The organism is Bacillus cereus group sp. N12 (assembly GCF_016483575.1).
Taxonomy (GTDB): domain Bacteria; phylum Bacillota; class Bacilli; order Bacillales; family Bacillaceae_G; genus Bacillus_A; species Bacillus_A toyonensis.
Map to the genome: position 1 here is coordinate 1 of NZ_JAEHBO010000100.1, position 14845 is coordinate 14845.

The window sequence follows — 14845 nt, forward strand, 5'->3', positions numbered from 1 at the left end:
GTTTCATATATACTTCGCCTTCTTTTTCAATAAACTCATTATCCATCTCTTGCTCTTTTTTCGAAGTATATAAAACCATGTAGCCACTTAGTACAATCCCAACAATTACAAGATACACCCACCATGGTAAAATTTCCAAATCACTTCATTCCTTTCTTTAGACAAGCCTTATTAGTTTCACTGTATGAGGAAAGAAGTGGATTTATGCTTAAAAACTTTTTATTGTGGATGCTTTGAGAAAAATGCTTGTACATATTCCATAAATTCGATTGGCTCTTGGCGGAACGGAGCATGGTATCCTTTTTCAATAATATGAAATGTACTATTTGTAAATAACTGATGATACAGCTCACCGTTTTTCCAAGAAACGCTCTTATCATGTCGTCCCCATATAATTAAAGTCGGTACTTTAATTTTATCGGCCTCCATCGCAATGCGGCGCTCTCTCATTTTCGTAAGCTGATCGTAATGCTCTTTATCATCACGACTATTTTTCACTTCATTTTTATTATAATCCGTAATCTCTGTTACTGTTTGAAGATCCGTTGATAGGGGCGGCACTTCATAACTTTCTTTTTGCTGGAAAGACTCGATTCCTGTAGAATCCGCCAAAACGAGATGTGTCACTGCGTCCGGATATAAATACGCTAAATTAAGGGACATCTCTCCCCCCATCGAATGACCAAGTACCGCAAACTGATCGTATCCGAGCTTCTTCATTAACTTATAATATAAATTCACTTGCGCAGGAAACGAATACTGAAAATCAACCGGCTTAGAAGAACGCCCAAATCCTAAAATATCAACTGCAATAATCGTATGATCTCTCGCAAGTTCCGGATAAATATCACTAAACCCATCTGAAGAACCACCAAATCCATGAAGCATAAGTAAAGGCGGCTTCCCCTCACCAATTTGCTTAAAGTAAATCGTCTGCCCATCAATCTGTGCCATACTCTCTTTCGTATTCAGCTTCATCATAACAGTATCTTTCACTTCTCTAACCTTCGCAATCGGCTTATCGACGAAGTTACATACTACTAACAAAACGAGCACAATACCGCTAATCATATAAAACTTAAACCGTTTCAAAATTTCCGTCTCCTTTCTCATGTTGCTATTTAAAGTTTTTACATTTTTTGGTTGTTTTATGATTGATTTTTTAATTGTAACTAAATCAGTTACAATTATATTAAAAAAATATAACTCATCTCTATTACTGATGGTTATTTTGTAACTATTATAGTTACATATTAAAAGTAAGTCAATTCTTTTCTCTGCATGGCCAAAAAATAAAGAAGGGACTTCCATATGAAGTCCCTTCTTTATTTTTATTATAGTTGGCTTACTCCGCCGCCGTCGCCTCTATTATCTGCAGGTGCTCCACCCGTGTCTCCAATGTTAACGTAGTCTGGTCTTGCTGGTGCTCCTCCCGTGTCCCCTATATTTACAGCTTGATTTGTAAAAGAACTATTGAATCCAATTGATAATACCCCTACTAATGCAGCCCCAACAATAGCTAAACGAAATTTCTTCATTATTTTAACGCTCCCTTTTCCAATATATTTTTTTGAGCCTTATTATTCATATAAAAATATTTACTTGCCTTAACATGATCATCAACTTCATAAAATTTCATTGCTAAAATTTCAGTGTATTCTTGAATACAATCCCATAATCTTTCTCTCTCAAAATAAGAAAGGCCTTTTAAAATTACATCTTCAATAATTGATATAGAAGAATTTCCATTGAGTTCTTTCAAAATTTTAAAACGATGTTGAAATTCTTTTTCGCCTAAATCAATACAAATATTTAAACCTTTTTCAACAATTGGATTCGCTAAATTATATTCTCCTAATTTGTAATGTTCACGTGCTTCTACAAACAAGGCTTTAAAATGTTCTGGGTAATTTTTTGTCACCTCAGATATATGGCGAATCGCTAATTCTGAAAGGTTTTGACTGGCATAAAGCCAAGCTAAATTATGTCGAACCATTAGCATATATTTTTTTTGATTTGCTTTTTGCAATACTTCCATAGCAGCATTAAAGTTCTCTTCCGCTAATTCATAGTGATCTATGTCTACGCAACATAGCCCAAAAGCATTTTCACATAATCCTACTTTTATTTCATAACCTGGATATTTCAAAAATGCCGCTTTGGCTCTATTCAAGTAATCTATTGCATGAACTTGGTCATATTTTTGGTAATAAAAATTCCCCATTCGATAATTAAACTCCGCATGCTCTATCGGATCTGCAATATATTTCAATAACTTCTCAGCTTGTTCATACTGTTCTTTCGCTTCGTTATAATTTGAAATTAATGTACAATGAAATCCTTTAAAGAAGTGATAGTAATACGCTAGAAAGCCTTCTGTCGGAATTTCGAAAGATTCCACTTTATCAAAACTATCTTCTCTAACCCCAATCCAATCAACTAATGCATCGTATCTAAAGTTCAATAACGCATGATAAAGTAATACATCTTGATCCACTTCCAAACCACTAATCTTACTATCAATCTCCTCTTTCATTTCCGTAACTTGCTCTATTTGTTGCTGCAACATTACACGATACCAATCATCTAAAGAATGTTTCATTTGCTCCTTCGTTACTATATTCGTTCCCATACCTTCGCCTCTCCCTTGCCAAATTATAAATTTGGGATATTTATACAATTATCCAAATTGTATATTATCACCTCTTTTCTATGTATTGAAAAATAATTATCAGAAAATTTATAATTTAAAATCATTATACCAAATATTTCTATTTCGAAAACTTGAGAAACATTTGTCAGAAAACTTTATAGACCAAATAAAAAGCAAGCAGTTCCAGCACTCTGCTAAAACTACTTGCTCTTCTACTTACTATCTCTGTTTTTACTCTTTAATAAATTCCTTCGTACTTCTCACTGTATCAATTGGACGAACTAATTTTTCAATTTCTTTACGTTTTGGCTCTAGGAATGGAGGTAAAGATAATTTTTCTCCAAGTGTTTCGTATGGCTCATCTCCCATAAACCCTGGGCCGTCTGTTGCGAATTCAAATAAAATTTGCGGTGCCACTCTTGCGTATAATGACTCGAAGAAGTGACGGTTTACATAACCAGATGAAGGGAGACCAACGCTACCTATTCTTTCAATCCATTCTTCTAATACCGCACGATCTTCTACACGGAATGCAGCATGGTGCACTGTACCAAAACCTTGTTGTGCTTCAGGAAGAACTGTATTATGTTCTACAATGACAGATGCACCGTTTCCACCTTCATTCACTTCAAATAAATAGAATTCTCCTTCTTGAGCAATCTCTTTAAATAATAGAACTTTTTCTAACACTTCTTTAAAGAAACTAAAGTTTGCGATACGAATAAATACAGGTCCTAAACCAGTAATTGCATATTCTAATGGCACTGGCCCATTTTGCCATGGTGTACCTGATTCTACCCCTTTATCAAGTTCATCCGAGATTAATTGATAGTGTTGATCATCAAAATCAACGAAAGAAAGAGTTTTCTTACCAAATTGCTCTTTAATTCCTGTATGTTCCACTTCAAGACGATCAAAGCGTTTCACCCAATACTCTAATGCTGCATCAGTTGGAACGCGGAATGAAGTTTTTGAAATTTCATTTGTACCGTGTACTCCTTTTGGAACACCTGGGAAGTCAAAGAATGTCATATCTGTTCCGGCACTACCTTTATCATCTGCAAAGAATAAATGGTACGTTTGAATATCATCTTGGTTTACCGTTTTTTTAACTAAACGCATTCCTAAAACATGAGTGAAAAATTCATAGTTCTTTTCTGCACTACTTGTAATCGCTGTAACGTGGTGAATTCCTTTTAATTGGTTCATTTTATATTCCTCCAATGGTTTTCATTTATATATTAAATTTGTATTTTTTCTTCTATTACTTCTCTTCAATCGGAGCTAAATTTGCTTCAATTTCTGCTCGCTGATCTTCTAAGAACGGTGGTAAATCAAGTTTCTCTCCTAAATGCTCCACATCTCCATCAACTGTAAATCCTGGTCCATCTGTCGCAATTTCAAATAGAATTCCGTTTGATTCACGGAAATATAAGCTTTTAAAATAGAAGCGGTCAATGATTCCTGAAGAATGGAAACCTCTTTGTTTCACCTGTTCTTCCCAATAAGCAAGCTCTGCATCGTTTTTCACACGAATCGCTAAATGGTGAATGCTACCGCGGCCCGGCTTTTCAGAAGGACCGTCCAAATATTTCACAACGATTTCCCCAAAGGCCTCTCCTTTAATAGACTGAAAAATTGCTTCTTCGTCATTTCGGCTAACCTCTGTATAACCAAACATCTCTGTAAGTGTACTCGCCATTTTATCAAGTCTACGCACTGTCATTTCCACAGCACCCATTCCTTGAATTTGATGCTTTGCAGGAACTTCTGATTTCTCCCACGTCTCCCAATGCTCCACTTTTTCTCCGTTTGAAACGAGTAGTACTAAGCGAAGACCTTCAGCATCCTCAAATTGCAAAGCAGGACGATTTGCATATGTTGTCATTTCACTATGTTTCACATCAAATTTCTCAAATCGTTCTTTCCAGTAATGTAAGCTTTCCTCGGAAGGGACGAGTAATCCAATTCGAGTAATTGCATTCGTACCACGATATGTTTTTCCTACTAAAGGAATTTCAAAAAATGATAGCTCCGTACCTGGGCTTCCTGTTTTATCTCCATAAAATAAGTGATACATTGACGGATCGTCTTGATTTACCGTCATTTTCACACGACGTAAACCAAGCACGTTTTTATAAAAGTGATTATTTTCATTTGCGTTTTTCGTAACCATTGAAATGTGATGATGCCCTTTAATTTCATACATCGGTCATTCCTCCGTTTCATTTTACTAGTCAAGTGACAACAAAAAAATAATATGCTTCTTAGCTTTTCAATTTATTCTCATTATGTTTTTATAACTTAGTCGTAGTGTTTACTAAATAAGCTGCATTGAATTCATTCATAAATTACTTTGTCTTGTAAACCGAAAGTAACTGAGTATATGTTTTTCAGGTGACTCATTTGCTTTCGTTACTATCACTTTACAACTCAAGTGATTAAAAAGCAAGTAAAAAATCTCGAATTTGAGATATTTTTTTAGTTAAATAACATTTAGGGTGTAAAATCATTAATTTCTATGTGGGATAGCGTCACATCACTATCAAGCTAAAGACTCCAGGCTCCCCATGCCCCAAAACAAAAATTTTATCTCACCACAGTTGGTTGTTTATGAGAATTCAGTGTACTTTTGTCGTTTTGGAGAATAATGAAATTCTTAATCTGATGGCGATGAGGAGTTATATTATTTTTCTTCCTACCACAAATGAGAGATACTAACTCAGAGAAGATCTTCTGGTGCATAGCCTACTCGTTTTAAAATCACTTTCTTTCATATCAAAGTATTCTAATCCTACTACATCACCCGGCAACGTATCCGATGTAAATTGAACACGCTAAAAAGCCCCATCAATACTTTTCGCAAGAGTTTTGGCTAATGTTGTTTTCCCTGTTCCTGGTACGTCTTCTAATAAAACATGTCCATTTGCAACTAATGCAATCATCGCTAAATCAATTACTCCTTCCTTTCCTACAATAACCTTTGAAACGTTTTCTTTAATTTTTTCTAATATGTTCATATTCCTTATCTCCTTTATATTATTCGATTTTTCTGATATTTTATCGCTATAAACATTTTCCATAAACTAGAAAATATAGATTTTGTTAGTGCTATCCCTTATTTTGAAGGGCTGTTCTTTTAAGATCTAATAACTAACGTTCTTGGACTAAAAACACGCGAGGTTCTTGGTTTGAGGACATTATAAAATCCATAAGTTGATGGATGTAGGATATCGCCAGCATTTTTGAAAAAACAAGCTAAGAGTATGCAAGATCTTATACAGTTTTTCAGCTAATTCAGCAACAAACGAGGACTCTAAAGCCGCTCCAGGATAGGAATGTATAAAAAAATGCATAGATCCATAAAACAAAAAAAGGAAGTTCCCTTGTGAGAATAGGGGTTCCTCCTTGTCCTTGCTACCGATAATAAGACGTTATGTTAACCTTACATGAATATCATATACAACCAAAATTATACAACATATCACTTCCTCTAAATGGTACAATTAGGAAAAAGGGGAGGGAAGTATGAAAAATAAAATACCTCTAATAACATTCATTTTAGCTGCTTTATTTGTAGCTGGAGGTTTTGCGTTCTTCTACTGGATCAAAATATTCCCATTCAACTAAAGAGACCTAACTACCGATAACACTGATTATATGAACGAAAAGCCCCTTGAGAAAATCTGAAGGGGCTTTTCTAGGTTTCTAGATAGATTGACTCCTCATAATGAGACGTTATGTTAACCCCATATGTATAGAATATACAGTTAACTAAAAATGAAAAGTTTACATTTTTTATTGTTTCTTATAAGTGGATTATTTGCATTCCTGTTTATATAATTTAAACGAATAAATAGCTCCAATAAAGAATACAAAAGCTTCAAATAATATAAAGATTTGACGGAAATTCTCAATATCTTTACCAACTAAAGAAATAAATATAGCATTCATTAGAATCTGAATAGTAAACATACGAGAAGTAATTTTTAAATAAATAGCATTTGTCCTTTCATATGGTTTACCAATTTTTTTGTAAATAATAATAAGTGCAATTACTGAACCCAAAAATAGAAGTGCTGTAAGTCCTACAACGATATTGAAATTGCCTGTACTTTCTAACATCCATTTATTTAATAGATCAATCATTATTATCTTCCTTTCCTACATAAGAGAATATTTCGTTCTTCTTTTTCACTATAATAAAAAAAGAAAAAGGAAAACATCGAACTTTCTTACAAACATTCGTGTATTCTTACAGTTTTGTCATTTTGTAAATGTATTCAGCGCCTTGCCTTTCGCTAACTGGCGGTTCAGCTTGGCGAAAGCTAAAAACCCGCCGAAAATAAGAGCCAGCAAATGAAATTTATATTACCTAATGCTTAAAACTACTTCCTATATCGAGAATTATGTAAATAAGCTGCCCATATGGACAGCTTATTGTATTTTTTGCTTAGCATATTTTTTCTGAAATGCTGGCGGTACTCCGATCTAGTCGAGGAAAGGCACCTTAGGGTGTCTTTTTTTATATAGGGATCCCTCCCACCTTTTAACAAAAATATATGCTAAACAAATTTCAACTCTTATTTTTAGGCCTATTGTACAGGCTGAAGCGATTCTAAGTATCTGCCATATTAAAGTTGATATGCTCCCATTCTAGTGGTGAGATATGTTTTAATCGTTCTTCGTTAACCCCATGCGTACTTCTTAACTATTTCATTTAATTTTTAATACAAAAACAGCCTCACTAAGCTTTTAACGCTTAATGAGGCCATTCTATTTACAATCTTAATTATGGAACGTCGGTTTATAGAATGAACGATTATCAAGTGCGAAGACACGTTCAGTGTATTCACCTGGTTTTGTGCGTCCTAATGCGCGGTCCATCATATTCATTTTTGCATCTAAGTTGTCGATGTAGTGCAGAATTTCTGCTTCTTTTACTAATGGTGGTTTTGGGCTACCCCATTCTGCTTTTCCGTGGTGAGAAAGGACGATGTGCTGCAAGATTAATACTTCTTCTGCATCAATTTGCAATTCGTCTGCTGCTTTCCCAATTTCGTTCACCATGATAGAAATGTGGCCTAGTAAATTTCCTTCTAACGTATACGTTGTAGAAATTGGACCAGATAGCTCAATTACTTTACCAAGGTCATGTAAAATAACGCCTGCATATAGTAAGTCTTTATCTAACGATGGGTATAGAGCCGAAATAGCTTTCGCTAAATCTAGCATCGATACGACGTGATAAGCTAGTCCAGATACGAACTCGTGATGATTTTTCGTCGCTGCTGGATATTCTAAAAACTCATTTTGATGCTTATTTAATAAATGTCTTGTTAGACGCTGAATGTTCGGGTTTCTCATTTCAAATATGTATTGCGTAATTTTCTCAACCATATCTTCTTTTTTCACGGGTGCTTTTTCTACGAAGTCCGAAATATCTGTTACTTCATTTTCATTCGCAACTCGAATTTGTTTCACACGTAATTGAATACGTCCTTTGTAGTTTAAAATATCTCCAGCTACTTTAACGATTGTTTCTGCTACATATTGTTTCTCAACTTCTGGTGATACATCCCATAGCTTCGCTTCAATATCTCCACTTGGATCTTGTAAGATTACTGTTAAAAACGGCTTTCCATTACTTGCGAGACCTTTTGTCGCTGTTTTAATTAACAAGAAAACATCGACTTGTTCACCAACTTCATATTCTGCAATTTTCTTTTTCATTCGAATTCCTCCACCAAATCAGTTACTTTTAGTATAGCACACTACAACTCATTTTCTTTACGCTTATGCGTTAATTTTATAATCTGTTCTTCTGTGAAATACGTTAACAAATGCGCATGACATGTAAAGAAGATGACTTGTCTATCTTTCGCAATTTCCTTTATTAGTTCAATCGTTCGATTCGTCCTTACCGCATCAAAATGCACGAAACTATCATCAATAATAAATGGATAATCATGCTCAAATGTTTTCGCTAATGCAAATCGTAACGATAAATACAATTGCTCCGCTGTCGCTTGGCTTAGTTCATGACTGTAAAAACGTATACCGTCGTTACGTTCAACAATGAACGGCTCCGCCTCTGACGGTGAAAAGATTTTACTATAGCGCCCGCCCGTTAAATAGACGAAATACTCTTCTGATTTTTGTAAAATACGAGGCAAATGTACCTCATGATAGTATTGCTTCGTTTTCGTTAACACCGTCTTTGCTGCCGCATAAGCAGCCCACTTTTTCACTTGTTCGCGCACTTGCGCTTTTTTCATTTCCCATTCATGCATTAAATCACCGTACGTACTGCCTTCTTCTAAATTCTCAATTTCCATACGATGTTTCGCAATGCGCTCTGTCAGTTCTTTCTCTTTTGCAAGACAGTTTCGCACGACTGTCATTTCTCGCTTTAATTTTTCCTCATAACCTTCAGCTTCATAATGTTCAGCTAATGACAAACTCGTTAAACGCTGCTCTAAAAGCTCAATTTGCGGTAATAAACGCCCCACTTGTTTCTCTGCATCTTCACATTTCTCTGCCAGTTTACCTGCTTCTAAAAACATCTCTTCATCTGTAGCCTCTGCAATATTCCATAATGCATTTCGTTCTACTAGCAGTTGTTTCAATTGCTCTTGCATGAACTCATATTCTTCTTGCCATTCCGTCAGCTTCTCTTTTAGTTGCTTACAAGTTTGGCGCTTTTCTTTCTCATTTTGCATACGACTTTGTGCCCCGTGCAGCTTATTATACTCCGCGCTACCGATAACAGTTTCTAGTTTATGTTCAAAGTGCGAAATCATTTCATATAATGAAGATTTCCTCGTGCTTTGTTTCTCTACTTCACGATACAGTTGCTGCATTTTTTCAATCCGCTCAAATGCCGGCAATATGTGTGCATACGTATAAAATTCAGGGAACATATAGCGCGTTTTATACGCATCGACTTGTTCTCCTGCGCGGAACGTTTCTCTCTCCCATTCCTCATACGATGAAACGACTTTATCATAAGCTCGTTCCATTTGCTGTAACTTATATGACTCGCGCTCAAATAGCTTACGGATCTCTTCATCTTTTTCTAATTGATAGCGAACGGACATCGCTTCTTCACTTTGTCTTCCGCCAGCACTTTGCTGAAGAGTAAGAAGTTCTTCTTGTAATCCACTTGACGGATCTTTATACAAAACAAGGGCGAGAACAATCCCTACAAAAACAATGACACTAATAAATAAAAGCTGGCGGTTATCTATAAATAAGCTCGTGAATAAAACACCTGTGTTAATAAGAAGTAACAAAAGACAAACTCTTTGCCACTGCTTTTTCTTTTGCATAGCCGCTCCTGCTTTTTCCTCATACTTACGCTTCATTCTCTCAGCACCCATACCGATAAACGCCGCATCTTGGAACGATTTTTCTTTCTCAGCTAACGTATTTCGCTCTTCATCAGCTAACATTTGTTGCTTAATCTGTCTTATGTTTTCCTCTTGTTCTTCTAATTGCTCCTGCGCTACTTTAAAGCGATCATCAAGCTGTGCTTTTTGCGTTTCTAATTCACGCGCATTTTGCACTGCTTGCGTAATTAACTCTTTCGTTGCCAAACTCATATCAAACGAAAGGACTGTTTCTTTTTCAAAAGTAGCACCGATTTGTTGCTCTAATTCTGCTATTTCTTCTTTTATATTCGCAATATTCCCCGTCATATCTCGCATTTCTTGGCGTGCATTTTCATACGACATATGCTGCATGCGAAGTTCTTCAACATAACTTTCTTTTTGTAAAAACTCTTCATCTATTTGAATCGAGGCAATTTCCAATTGCACATTCTCGATTTTCTTATGGAGCGAATCAACTTGTAATTGAATTGGCTCCATCTTCGCCTTTATCGCTTCATAGCGCGCCGTTCCGTTTACAGGAAATTGCCTTTTTTCATATTCTAACACTTTCTCATGCGCATGCTTTTCAATAACGAGAGGCTCAAGCGCTGCTAATATTTCATAATCTTGCTTTCGCTTTTCCGCGTTCTCCTTCTCCGCACGAACAGAGGCAAGCTTCTCTTCATCCTCTTTTAACTGCTCGACCTGTTTTTCATACGTGCCAATTTTCCCTTGCCACTCTTTCATCTTCTCTTCAAGCTTCTTCATCTCTTGCAGTGACATATTAATCTCTGGCTTACGACCACTCGGCTTAAAGCGCTGATCCATTTCTTTCTCTAGCTTTTTATCGAGCTGTAATAACGCATCGCTTCCAACTGCGCTTGCTGAAAATAAATAATTGCCGATATCCGATTCGCCGAGCTGATGAATATTTTGAAGACCGTGCATATCAAATGAAAAGACCGATTCAAATAAACTTTCATTCATCCCACTTAATATATCGTGTAAAATCTCCTCGCCGCCCGTTTTCCCGTCTTCAAAATAAACGGTCACCTCGCCAGCTGCCGTCTTTGGCAATCGTTCAATTTTCAAACGGCCATACTTCTCTGTTTGTACAGTCATGGCACCGCCATACTTGCCGCCTTCTTTCGGCTCATAACGGCGCTGTCCTCTCGTTGGAAAACCGAATAAAATACTTTTCATAAATGAACGAATTGTTGATTTCCCAGCTTCATTTTCACCGTATAGCACCGTCAGCATCGACAGATCCATTTCCACATTTTCTAATTTTCCGTATCCATAAATATGGAGTTTTTCCATTCTCATTTCTTATCCCTCTCTTGCTGGAATAATTGTTCTAAAATAATATTTTCCGCTTCCTTTTGAATCTCTTTCTTCTCTTCTTCTGTAAAAGATTCAATACTATTACGCGCTACAGGAGATGTCCAAATGGTGCGCAACACGCCGTCCATATTTGTGAAAGCTTCTAACTCTTTCAGTACACTACCGACAAAATGATTTTCTTCTTTCAAACGCTCTATTTCTGCAAAAGAAACCGTCTCATTTTTCCACTTCATCGCATATACGAAATCTTTTCGCTCTTCTCCAGATGCTAAAATGTGAAAGATCTCTTCCACACGCTTTTCGTCACGCAAATAAGGAGAAAGCGGCCCTTGTCCTGTAAATACGACAGTTAGTAGCGTCCCTCCCTCTTCTCTTCGACACTCATTCATCGCAGTAGATATGCTCGTCATAATTTCATCAACAGTTTCAAGTCCATCAATATTCACTTCTATTTCATCCCATACAACATCTGCCGTATGGAAAAATGAGCAATGCGTCCCTTGTTTCGTAAGTTCAATAAGGTACGCACCCTTTTCCCCTGTCTCTTTACGATGACGCCCTTGTATGTTACCTGAATAAATAATGTACGGCTCTTCTGATAAAATTTCACGTTTATGTATATGGCCAAGAGCCCAATAGTCAAACTGCTTTTCTTTCAGCTCACGAATTTGAAACGGTGCGTAGCGATTATGCTCTGCATCTCCTTCCACACTTCCGTGAAGCATGCCAATATGAAAAGGCGCATCACTCATTTTCGTAAACTGCGCTGTCATATTATCCGTTACTGCTTGCTGCAAATAACTAAATCCGTAAATAGAAGCTAACAGTTCACCATTTTTATAAAATGATTTCTCTTCTACATAAGGCTCCGTAAACACATGAACATTTTCTGGAAACTCAATTGCAGCCCAGCTCCCACCTAAATGGTCATGGTTACCATGAATAATAAAAACAGGGATATCGTACTGCGAAAGTCTCTTCATTTGCTCACGCACAAACACTTGCGCCCGCAAACTTCGCGTCTCCGCATCATACAAATCCCCGGCTAGTAATACGAAATCAACACGCTCTTGAATCGCTTTATCAATAATACGTTCGAACGATTCAAACGTACTTTGCTTCATTCTCTCCCAAACAGACTGCGGTACATTCATTTCCATCCCTTTAAACGGACTATCCAAATGCAAATCAGCCACATGTATAAACTTCACTTGTTTCACAAATAACGATCCTTTCTATATTTCAAAAGTTTCATTTTATCCTGTACTAACGGGCAATAGGCAAAGAAGGCAATCTGAAAGTTAACTGCCCTTAAATACCCGATTGGCTCCACTAATAATAAGCAGGGGATGAAAAACTCCCCTGCTTATTAAAGTGTCACTTTATTGTAACATGCAATGTCATATATTTCTTTGCATATTCTAGTGATTTATGCCAAAATAGTTATAAGATTCTGATTTTAATTTTTGGAGGGAATTTTCATGGGAGTATACGTTCTAACAGTCTTTGAAAAAGATGGTTCAAAAGCATTGGACGAATCATTTGAGGCGGCAACTGAAAAAGAAGCGAAAGCAAAAGGTGAATCTATTTTACAAGAAAAAGGATTGCACGAAAAAACACATCGCTGCACATCTTCTGCAGGTAAGCTCGTTTTATTCCAGCGCTAAAAAAAGAAGCGTCATCCGCTTCTTTTTCACTCTACTATATCTTCGTCGCACCACGTAAACTCCACATCTAGAATGCGATTACCGATACGTACGCGTTTATTCCATTTACCTGTTTGGATCTGATGTTGCAATTCTGCCTTCATCTTTTCCGTCCAGTTATGAATCGTTTCACTACCGTCGTACGGATATACACCCGGAAACTCTTCCTGCAGAAGGTGTAAGCTCTCTGCATCAAAATGAAAATGGAAGAAGTAGTTTGCTGTAAGCGATGGTTCTTGTAAACGTAAAAAATGATCATCAATTTGCTTTCTATTTCTATAGAAAGTAAAGATATTCACTTTACCGCTCGTAATTTGGTCAATTTGAATTTCGTGCTTCTCTATAATCACGTCTTGCCCACCTCGTTATATACTACCTTTAGTATATATGTCTTTTGCAACAAAGTTAACCATTTTCGCACGAAATTCATTTCCTTCATTATATTACCTGTACCTCCAAGTACAATCAGAACAAATAAAACAAAGTTGAAGGGGAGCGATCACATGTATTTCGGAAGCAAAGGTTGGTATGTAAAAGAACTTAAAAAATTAGGCATCCGTACTTATGAAGGTAAAAAACTAGAATCTTATCGTACGCATATTTTATCTAGTTTACTTGAGAGAATGAAAAAGGCTTCGGCTTAATAGACAAATAGAAGAAGCTACTTTAAAAGTAGCTTCTTTGGCATTTTTTTGTAATACATTCATACTCACAAGGGCTATCATGATCACAACAATCCCTAAAATTCCCCAGATTATCTTTTTATTCATGCTGACTCCCCCATTTATGTATAATCTTTAAATTATATTGGTAAAAACAAAATAAAAGCACTCGTTCGGGTGCCTTTAACTTTAGTTTTTATTGGGCTAATTCTTCATGTTTACTCCCTCTTTAAAATTTCTATTCCCTTATATATATAACGAAATAAGTAGCCAAGCTAAAAATGCTATAATACATTTGACTACATTAAGGAGGAACCATTATTTTGCGCGGAACATGCATTCAATTTCATAAGTTTGGTAGCCCAAAAGATGTATTACAAGTTGAATATAAAAATATAGAACCAGTAAAAGATAATGAAGTGCTAGTTCGTATGTTAGTTAGACCGATTAATCCATCTGACTTAATTCCTGTAACTGGAGCGTATGCACATAGAATTCCTTTACCTAACATACCTGGTTATGAAGGTGTTGGTATTGTTGAAGATGTTGGTGCGAGTGTTTCTAGAGACCTTATCGGTAAACGCGTGCTACCTTTACGCGGGGAAGGTACTTGGCAAGAATATGTGAAGACATCAGCTGATTTTGTAGTCCTTATTCCCGATTCAATTGATGATTTTACAGCTGCACAAATGTACATCAACCCATTAACAGCTTGGGTTACGTGTACAGAAACGCTAAACTTAAAACGAGATAACGTTTTATTAGTAAACGCTTGTGGATCCGCTATAGGTCATCTTTTTGCACAGTTATCACAAATTTTAAACTTCCGACTCATTGCAGTGACTAGAAATAGTAAACATACAGAGAAATTACTTCAGCTCGGTGCTGAATATGTAATAGATACTTCCACTGTTCCGCTTTATGAAACCGTTTTGGAGTTAACGAACGGGATAGGCGCAGATGCTGCGATTGATTCTATTGGAGGATCCGATGGAAATGAATTAGCATTTTGTGTACGTCCAAATGGACACTTTTTAACTATCGGTCTTCTATCAGGCGTACAAGTAAACTGGGCCGAAATTGTTACGAAAGCAAAGGTGCATGCTA

14 protein-coding genes and 1 pseudogene are annotated in these 14845 nt (G+C 36.4%); 3 read left to right on the forward strand and 12 right to left on the reverse strand.

All coding sequences use genetic code 11. The features are described from left to right. The 11 genes and pseudogenes from JDS92_RS26785 to JDS92_RS26840 form a co-directional block, all read right to left on the reverse strand. Window positions 1–139 (reverse strand): sporulation YhaL family protein (locus JDS92_RS26785; RefSeq protein WP_199632810.1); only part of this gene is annotated, 139 nt, incomplete at its 3' end. 80 nt (window positions 140–219) lie between these two features. Next, on the reverse strand, window positions 220–1092 hold the full coding sequence (locus JDS92_RS26790) for an alpha/beta fold hydrolase (RefSeq protein ID WP_033663243.1): 873 nt from the start codon (window positions 1090–1092) through the stop codon (window positions 220–222). A 242-nt stretch (window positions 1093–1334) separates the two neighbouring features. Next, window positions 1335–1538 carry a Phr family secreted Rap phosphatase inhibitor gene (locus JDS92_RS26795; protein WP_199632811.1) on the reverse strand — a complete coding sequence of 68 codons (204 nt, stop codon included), beginning with the start codon at window positions 1536–1538 and terminating at the stop codon, window positions 1335–1337. After that, complete coding sequence (locus JDS92_RS26800; protein WP_016107966.1) at window positions 1538–2632, reverse strand: response regulator aspartate phosphatase; 1095 nt, start codon at window positions 2630–2632, stop codon at window positions 1538–1540. The genes JDS92_RS26795 and JDS92_RS26800 overlap by 1 nt, the downstream gene beginning before the upstream one ends. Window positions 2633–2884: 252 nt before the next feature. Then, the gene (locus JDS92_RS26805; RefSeq protein WP_199632812.1) at window positions 2885–3862 is read right to left on the reverse strand and encodes a ring-cleaving dioxygenase; all 978 of its coding nucleotides are present in this window, start codon (window positions 3860–3862) and stop codon (window positions 2885–2887) included. Window positions 3863–3917: 55 nt separating this feature from the next. Further along, complete coding sequence (locus tag JDS92_RS26810) at window positions 3918–4862, reverse strand: ring-cleaving dioxygenase (protein ID WP_097958793.1); 945 nt, start codon at window positions 4860–4862, stop codon at window positions 3918–3920. 544 nt (window positions 4863–5406) lie between these two features. Next, window positions 5407–5673 (reverse strand): annotated as a pseudogene (locus JDS92_RS26820) (AAA family ATPase); the annotation flags it as partial. A gap of 799 nt (window positions 5674–6472) precedes the next feature. Further along, complete coding sequence (locus tag JDS92_RS26825; RefSeq protein WP_000566287.1) at window positions 6473–6802, reverse strand: hypothetical protein; 330 nt, start codon at window positions 6800–6802, stop codon at window positions 6473–6475. A gap of 639 nt (window positions 6803–7441) precedes the next feature. Continuing rightward, window positions 7442–8386 carry a 3'-5' exoribonuclease YhaM gene (gene yhaM, locus JDS92_RS26830; RefSeq protein WP_000726648.1) on the reverse strand — a complete coding sequence of 315 codons (945 nt, stop codon included), beginning with the start codon at window positions 8384–8386 and terminating at the stop codon, window positions 7442–7444. A 41-nt stretch (window positions 8387–8427) separates the two neighbouring features. Further along, window positions 8428–11352: an ATP-binding protein gene (locus JDS92_RS26835; RefSeq protein ID WP_097958790.1), complete on the reverse strand. Its 2925-nt coding sequence runs from the start codon at window positions 11350–11352 to the stop codon at window positions 8428–8430. Then, window positions 11349–12590 carry a metallophosphoesterase family protein gene (locus JDS92_RS26840; RefSeq protein WP_098911712.1) on the reverse strand — a complete coding sequence of 414 codons (1242 nt, stop codon included), beginning with the start codon at window positions 12588–12590 and terminating at the stop codon, window positions 11349–11351. Before JDS92_RS26840 ends, JDS92_RS26835 begins: the two co-directional genes overlap by 4 nt. 261 nt (window positions 12591–12851) lie before the next feature. Here JDS92_RS26840 and JDS92_RS26845 point away from each other — a divergent pair, with 261 nt between their 5' ends. Continuing rightward, entirely contained in the window at window positions 12852–13037 is a 186-nt protein-coding gene (locus tag JDS92_RS26845) for a YhzD family protein (protein WP_000539550.1), read from the forward strand. A gap of 26 nt (window positions 13038–13063) precedes the next feature. On the opposite strand, the gene JDS92_RS26850 is transcribed toward JDS92_RS26845, so the two are convergent. After that, the gene (locus JDS92_RS26850) at window positions 13064–13426 is read right to left on the reverse strand and encodes a hypothetical protein (RefSeq protein ID WP_097958787.1); all 363 of its coding nucleotides are present in this window, start codon (window positions 13424–13426) and stop codon (window positions 13064–13066) included. A 153-nt stretch (window positions 13427–13579) separates the two neighbouring features. Between JDS92_RS26850 and JDS92_RS26855 the strand changes: the two genes are divergently transcribed. Both JDS92_RS26855 and JDS92_RS26860 read left to right on the forward strand, forming a co-directional pair. Continuing rightward, window positions 13580–13720 (forward strand): YflJ family protein, encoded by a 141-nt coding sequence (locus JDS92_RS26855; protein WP_000273535.1) that lies wholly within the window; start codon window positions 13580–13582, stop codon window positions 13718–13720. Window positions 13721–14058: 338 nt separating this feature from the next. Then, window positions 14059–14845 (forward strand): zinc-dependent alcohol dehydrogenase family protein (locus JDS92_RS26860; protein ID WP_199632813.1); only part of this gene is annotated, 787 nt, incomplete at its 3' end.

Coding starts and splice junctions, on each gene's coding strand:
- JDS92_RS26795 (WP_199632811.1), bottom strand. CDS start 1,538: ATGAAGAAATTTCGTTTAGCTATTGTTGGGGCTGCATTAGTAGGGGTA.
- JDS92_RS26845 (WP_000539550.1), top strand. CDS start 12,852: ATGGGAGTATACGTTCTAACAGTCTTTGAAAAAGATGGTTCAAAAGCA.
- JDS92_RS26835 (WP_097958790.1), bottom strand. CDS start 11,352: ATGAGAATGGAAAAACTCCATATTTATGGATACGGAAAATTAGAAAAT.
- JDS92_RS26825 (WP_000566287.1), bottom strand. CDS start 6,802: ATGATTGATCTATTAAATAAATGGATGTTAGAAAGTACAGGCAATTTC.
- JDS92_RS26800 (WP_016107966.1), bottom strand. CDS start 2,632: ATGGGAACGAATATAGTAACGAAGGAGCAAATGAAACATTCTTTAGAT.
- JDS92_RS26855 (WP_000273535.1), top strand. CDS start 13,580: ATGTATTTCGGAAGCAAAGGTTGGTATGTAAAAGAACTTAAAAAATTA.
- JDS92_RS26805 (WP_199632812.1), bottom strand. CDS start 3,862: ATGAACCAATTAAAAGGAATTCACCACGTTACAGCGATTACAAGTAGT.
- JDS92_RS26810 (WP_097958793.1), bottom strand. CDS start 4,862: ATGTATGAAATTAAAGGGCATCATCACATTTCAATGGTTACGAAAAAC.
- yhaM (WP_000726648.1), bottom strand. CDS start 8,386: ATGAAAAAGAAAATTGCAGAATATGAAGTTGGTGAACAAGTCGATGTT.